Raw genomic sequence first — 6538 nt, 5'->3', positions numbered from 1 at the left:
CTAGTCTTTTTGGAATCAACAGGCAACCTAGATCTTGATGAATTTCTTGATGGCTAACCAAAGTACAACAAGAACCGATTTTATTGCCTAGTGAAAGACCAAGTTTTGAGATGCCTGGCGCTTTTCCAGGTAGCTCAAAATTGGTCGGCAGCGTTCCCGACCTTAGTTGTTCGATGGCTTGCCATCACCATAATCGGTTGCGCAAGTGCGTTAGCACTTACGTTCATTGAATATAGCGCCCCGACCCGGAACCGGCATTGAACGTAGAAACCAAACTACTACCACCAACCCCCAAAAACTAGCATTGAACGTACGACCAAAATACCACTCCCACCCTAAAAACCCAAATTAAAACTTGATGAATAATACCACAGGGGGTATATTTTTTGTGAAAACAATAACAATAAAAACAAAAACGGGGTGCTAAATATGTCAAAAAAAATCGTAATCATAGGTGCTGTAGCAGGTGGAGCCACAGCAGCAACACGTCTTCGCCGTCTAAACGAAGATGACGAAATTGTCTTACTAGACAAAGGCGAATACATATCATTCGCCAACTGTGGCTTACCATACTATATCGGTGGAACTATCAAAGACCGTGAAAGCTTAATGGTACAAACCGTGGAGGGTATGGAAAAACAATATGGATTAGACGTACGTAATTTTTCCGACGTAATCAAAATTGATCCTGAGGAAAATACCGTTACTATCCATAACACTCAGACGGGTGAGACATATGATGAGAGTTTCGACGAATTGATCATCTCAACTGGTGCCAAGCCTATCGTACCCAACATCAAAGGCTTATCCGATGCCAAAAATACCTTCACGCTAAGAAATATTCCTGATATGGATCAGATCAAAAATTATGTCAATGATCACAACGTCCAAACAGCCACGATCATTGGTGGTGGATTCATTGGACTAGAAATGATGGAAAATCTCAAACAACTCGGATTAAATGTCCAACTAGTTGAAATGTCATCGCAAGTAATGCCTAATCTAGATTTTGAAATGGCGCAACAACTTCATTCACAGATCAATTTGCACAATGTCAACTTGTACTTGAATGATGGTCTGGCAGAATTCCAAGACAATGGTAAAAAATTAGTCTTGCAAAGTGGCAAAGAACTTGAAACTGATATGACAATTTTGTCGATCGGTATTACGCCAGCTAACGATTTGGCTAAAGATGCTAAGATCGAGCTTGGTTTCAAGAATGCTATTAAAGTCAACAAACAGCTTCAAACTAACTATCCGAATATTTATGCAATTGGTGACGTCATCCAAGTTAATAATTTAGTTGATGGCTCAGCAACTAACATTCCTCTAGCTTGGCCAGCTAATCGTCAAGGACGTTTAGTCGCTGATATCATCAATGGTATTCCGGCAGAATATCCTGGAACACAAGGAACTTCGGTTGCTAAAGTATTTGAATTGACCGCAGCTTCAACGGGTGATAATGAGAAGACTTTGCAACGCTTGAAGATGCCTTATCATGTGATCCACATTCATCCTAATTCAAGTGCCGGCTACTATCCTGGTGCTAGTCCGATCAATCTTAAATTACTTTATAACGATGATAAGAAGATATTAGGTGCTCAAGCTATCGGAACCAAAGGCGTTGAAAAGCGGATCGACGTTATATCAACGGCAATGAGATTTAATGCCAAAGTTGACGAATTAAGCTCGATCGAACTATCATATGCTCCACCATATTCAAGTGCTAAAGACCCAGTAAACATGTTAGGTTACGTGGCAGATAATGAAATCAATCACCGGACTAAGACGATCGAATGGGACCAAGTCGACCAATTAGTAGATGAAAAAGCCACGATCATTGACGTCAGAAATGACTTTGAATTAACTACCGGCAAGATCCCTAATAGTAAGTTGATCCCGCTCAATCAATTACGTGATCGCCTCAATGAATTGCCAAAAGATAAGACGATATACGTCTATTGCCAAGTTGGTCTTAGAGGTTACAATGCCTCTAGAGTCTTAGTCAATGGAGACTTTGATGTGGTCAATATTGATGGTGGTTTCAAGACTTATAAAACAGCTAAATATGAGATCAAAAACAAGCCCTTTCCTAAAAATGACAACCAGACTGCGAGTAAACCCAGTTCCGGAGATCTAGAAACCTTACAAGTCGATGCCTGTGGTTTACAATGTCCCGGACCGATCTTAAAAGTTAAACAGCATATGGATAAGATGGACGACGGTCAAAAAATGGTCGTCAAAGCTAGCGATTTTGGATTCAGTGCTGACATTGAATCTTGGGCTAAAAATACCGGCAACAAAGTCCTTTCCAATAACATCGATGGTGATACCGTAGTCGCTACGGTACAAAAGGGACAAGGAAATAGCAATACGCCAGCTAAACCAGATCCAGAACTAGCTGCTGAATTGGCGTTAAACGACGGTCAATTACACGAAACGAAAGAAGGAGCTACCATGGTCGTATTTGATGGCGACCTTGATAAAGCTTTAGCTTCATTGATCATTGCCACTGGTGCAGCTGCCATGGGTAAAAAGGTCACGATGTTCTTCACCTTCTGGGGCTTGAATGTGTTGAAGAAAAACAAAGTCAAGAAGCATGGTGTAGCAAAGATGTTCGACATGATGCTACCGAGTGGAGCAGATGAATTGCCACTTTCGACCATGAATATGGGCGGTTTAGGCTCAAAAATGATAAAATCAGTAATGAAGAAAATAACGTTGATCCACTTCCTGTAATGATCAGAAAAGCAAATGACCTCGGCATCAAATTCGTCGCTTGCACAATGAGTATGGGACTAATGGGCGTTGAAAAAGAAGAACTATACAGTTTTGTTGAGTACGGTGGTGTTGCGACATATTTAGGCGACACTGAAGACTCCAATTTAAACTTATTCATCTAAGTAGAAAGTAGGACAATCATGGATACTGTTCAAAATGAAGAAGAAACAAAGAAGATCATCAACCGCTTAAGCCGAGCTGAAGGCCAAATCCGTGGTATTCAAAAGATGATCAACGATGACAAAGACTGCATGGACGTGATGACTCAGTTGAGTGCTGTTAGATCCAGTATCGATCGAGTAATGGGCATGGTAGTCGCTAATAATTTGAAAGATTGCGTGGAAAATCCAGACGGAGATCCCTCAGCTCAATCCAAGAAGCTTGAACAAGCTATCAATATGATTATCAAGAAGTAAAAATACCTACAGACAAAAATAATCTACAAAGATCCTTTATCAGGAAATTTGTAGATTATTTTTTTGCTATAAATTATTTTTTGCTAGAGTTTTAGTGCTCAATTTCACAGGTAAATAAACCAGCAACATGATCAACGTGATAATTAAAATAAACCACGGTAAGGTTTTGATACTGCCGTTGTGAAGCCAACTTACCGAGTAAGTCAGCAGACTAACTATTAAATAATATCCAAAGCTGAAGATCCCACTAGCACTGCCAATGACGTCTTCATATCCTTTTAAAGCCAGATTCAAGGCGATAGGTAAAGTAGTGTTCAATCCTAAAAATATTAGGAAAAAGCCAATCACCATCAAATATGCTTGATCAAATGGCAATAATAGCAACAAGACTAGTCCCGAAATACTGCTGAAGATCAAACCTCCAATTGCGATCATTTCTGACTGAAAATATTTTACGAGAAAATTAACTAAAATAGCACCCAACAAGCTAGCTAAAGCTAAGGTCATTCCTAGGCTACCATATTGAACTGATGTGAAACCAAAATGTTCCATAAAAATAAACGGTGCTTCTGAATAGTAACCAAAGAGTATCCCGTTAATCCCACCAATCAAAATTGCGTAAGACCAAATCACAGGGTCTTTCACTAGCATCCAGAAAACTTTGAGCAAAGAAACTCTTTGAATGGCCGTTGCGTCACGAGTCTCAGGCAATCTATTCAAACTATACAACAAGACTAAAATAGCCATGAAAATCAAAGCACTGAAGACATTGCGATAGCCCAAGTATTGTTCTAATACTCCACCGATCAGTGGACCAAAAGCGGGGGACAAGGCCATTGCTGCGCCGACTTTTGAAAAAACTTGCGCACCTTTTATTCCAGAAAAACTTTCGCGCATAATAGTTTGCGTCACTACGGATCCGACGCTAGCGCCAAATGCTTGAAGGAAACGCGCTACGAGTAGAAAGGAAAAAGTTGGACTCAAAAATAAACCAATATTTCCCACTAGATAAACAACTATCCCAATATTCATAGCAGATCGTCGCCCGATCTTGTCAGACAATTGACCCCAGAATAATACGCCGATAGCAAAGGCAATGAAGTAAATGCTCATTGTTGTCTGTGAAGCAGCGGCTGAGACATGCATGTCGCTACTTATAAAGGGAAGAACGGGTGTGAAGATCGATTCACTGATCTGCGGAAATCCCACTAAGACAATAATTAATAAAACAGATGGTACGGTGTTACGGACGTTTTTCATTTTTAGACTCCTAATTTTTTACTCTAAAGAAAAACGTCCTTCATCATTTGCAGGCATACAAGCCATGATGTTAGAAAAATCCATGGTTTTCACCTAATTTCTATAAAGTATAATCAGGATAATACACTGATAATATTAAAAAGTAAAATTTCATAGAAAACAAAAGTTTTCGGGATTTTTAGCATTATCAAAGCATTCAACTTTAAAAAATAAAGTATTTCTGATGAACACTTTATTTTCTGTATCCCTTTTTCAGATAAAATGCTCTAGAATTATTTTGCAAATTAAGAAAGAGGGTATTTTATCATGAATAATAATAACGTTAACTGGTTTGAGATCGGAACAGACCATCCAAAAGAAACAATGGATTTCTACGGCAAGATGTTCGGCTGGAAATTCCAAGAATATACAGATATGGAAAATGAATATTATAATATTATTGAACCTGGAAACGAATATCCCACAGGAGGCATTCTTGGCACAGCCGGAAAAATTGCTGAGTATTCGACTTTTTACACATTGGTAAGTGACGTAAATGCAGCAATTGCTGATGCAAAAGACAACGGTGCCAAAGTGATTTGGGGACCAGTGACTGATAAAACTGGCTTAACATTTGCGAGATTAAATGATGATACTGGTCATCAATTTGGAGTGTTTTCAGCAGGTAAATAAGAGGAGGTATGAGAGCATGAAAGCAGTAGTAGTTTCTAAAAGCGGTGGTCCAGAAGTTCTTGAATATAAAGAAGTACCAACGCCTAAGGTCAAACCAAATTGGTCGCTAGTCAAAATAAAGGGCTTTGGCATCGTTCATTCCGAGATATTCACCAGACAAGGAAAATCCCCTTCAGTAAAATTCCCGCGGATCTTAGGAATCGAATGTGTCGGTGTTATCGAACAAACAACTGATGAAGCAAGATTACCAGTTGGCCAAAAAGTAATCGCAATGAACGGTGAAATGGGCCGCGACTTTGACGGAAGCTATGCAGAGTATGCTCTTTTACCAAATAAAATCATCCATCCAGTAGAAACTGAGATTCCTTGGGAAGACTTAGCAGCAATCCCAGAAACTTTCCATACAGCATACCGAGCCCTACTGCAACTTCAGATCGACAAAGCAGAAAGCTTGTTGATCCGCGGAGGAACAAGTGGCGTTGGCATCGCCGGGTTAAAACTAGCCAAAGCAATCAATCCAAACATCAAAGTCAGTGGAACTTCGAGAAAAGAAACGGCCAAAGACGAGATTTTGAAATTAGGCTACGATAATTTTGTATTAGATCAAAATCAGAAATTACAAATGGATCAACAAGTCGACCGAATATTCGACCTAGTAGGAGCAGCAACAGCCTTAGATTCAATGAACAACTTAAAACCATTTGGAATAGCAAGCATCACTGGAGACATGGGCGGAATTTGGGACATTGACCACTTTGACCCAGTAACAGCAATCCCCAACGATCGTTACATGACCTCCTTTGCCAGTTACTTCATCGACGAAAAGCAATTAAATGACCTACTACAATTAATCGTCAACAAAAACGTCGACGTACATCCAGTAAAAACATTTTCACTAAAGCAACTACCAGAAGCACACGAATTCTTAGAAAATCAAAAGCAACCCGGCAAAGTAGTAGTTTTGCCATAAAAAAGACGACAAGAAAAAATACATCAGAACCAGGCAAGAGTGCGAGAACCGAGCACGCGAGCAAGAAGCGAAAGCAAAAGAAGAAAAAAAGAATTTGATCTTATCTAACCAGCAAAGAAAAGAAAAATCACAGTAGCACTATAAGTCAGGAAACAAAAATGAGCGGAGCAAGGTCCCGCGAACCGAGAAAAGAGTCAGAAATCGAGACAGAAAATATACCGTGACAAGAAAAGGAAGCTCCTATTCCCACCAGAATAGAAGAAGCCTGAGATAGACATGTGAGAAGTAGGACGCGCAAAAAGTGCCAATTTGTAGAAAACAATTCGGTAAAACTCAACCAAGGGGGAGATATTGTCTCTACTTAGACGGAGGGGCCCGGGGATACAGACCTCAGTGGTGAAATTTCACTTGGCGACGAAGGAGCTTAGTGAAAGGTGCA

Annotated in this window: 4 protein-coding genes and 1 pseudogene; 4 read left to right on the top strand and 1 reads right to left on the bottom strand. The window is 39.9% G+C overall.

Going from position 1 to position 6538, the window contains the following annotated elements; all coding sequences use genetic code 11:
- The first annotated feature begins 429 nt into the window (after positions 1 to 429).
- Positions 430 to 2903 (top strand): annotated as a pseudogene (locus EKM78_RS12120) (CoA-disulfide reductase).
- A gap of 18 nt (positions 2904 to 2921) precedes the next feature.
- Complete coding sequence (locus EKM78_RS12115) at positions 2922 to 3197, top strand: metal-sensitive transcriptional regulator (protein ID WP_125772571.1); 276 nt, start codon at positions 2922 to 2924, stop codon at positions 3195 to 3197.
- Positions 3198 to 3263: 66 nt separating this feature from the next.
- Here the strand turns inward: EKM78_RS12115 and EKM78_RS12110 are convergent, their stop codons facing one another.
- Complete coding sequence (locus EKM78_RS12110; RefSeq protein ID WP_125772569.1) at positions 3264 to 4457, bottom strand: multidrug effflux MFS transporter; 1194 nt, start codon at positions 4455 to 4457, stop codon at positions 3264 to 3266.
- Positions 4458 to 4763: 306 nt separating this feature from the next.
- Here EKM78_RS12110 and EKM78_RS12105 point away from each other — a divergent pair, with 306 nt between their 5' ends.
- Both EKM78_RS12105 and EKM78_RS12100 read left to right on the top strand, forming a co-directional pair.
- A complete protein-coding gene (locus tag EKM78_RS12105) occupies positions 4764 to 5129 on the top strand; it encodes a VOC family protein (RefSeq protein ID WP_125772567.1) in 366 nt (121 codons plus the stop codon).
- 16 nt (positions 5130 to 5145) lie between these two features.
- On the top strand, positions 5146 to 6099 hold the full coding sequence (locus EKM78_RS12100; RefSeq protein ID WP_125772565.1) for a zinc-binding dehydrogenase: 954 nt from the start codon (positions 5146 to 5148) through the stop codon (positions 6097 to 6099).
- Positions 6100 to 6538 lie beyond the last annotated feature (439 nt).

Origin of the sequence: Companilactobacillus furfuricola (assembly GCF_003946325.1) — a bacterium.
Lineage (GTDB): Bacteria > Bacillota > Bacilli > Lactobacillales > Lactobacillaceae > Companilactobacillus > Companilactobacillus furfuricola.
This window is presented reverse-complemented; position numbering and strand designations above follow the sequence as displayed.

What these genes read in the sequence shown, in the direction of transcription:
- EKM78_RS12115 (WP_125772571.1), top strand. Translation starts at nt 2,922, where the DNA reads ATGGATACTGTTCAAAATGAAGAAGAAACAAAGAAGATCATCAACCGC.
- EKM78_RS12100 (WP_125772565.1), top strand. Translation starts at nt 5,146, where the DNA reads ATGAAAGCAGTAGTAGTTTCTAAAAGCGGTGGTCCAGAAGTTCTTGAA.
- EKM78_RS12110 (WP_125772569.1), bottom strand. Translation starts at nt 4,457, where the DNA reads ATGAAAAACGTCCGTAACACCGTACCATCTGTTTTATTAATTATTGTC.
- EKM78_RS12105 (WP_125772567.1), top strand. Translation starts at nt 4,764, where the DNA reads ATGAATAATAATAACGTTAACTGGTTTGAGATCGGAACAGACCATCCA.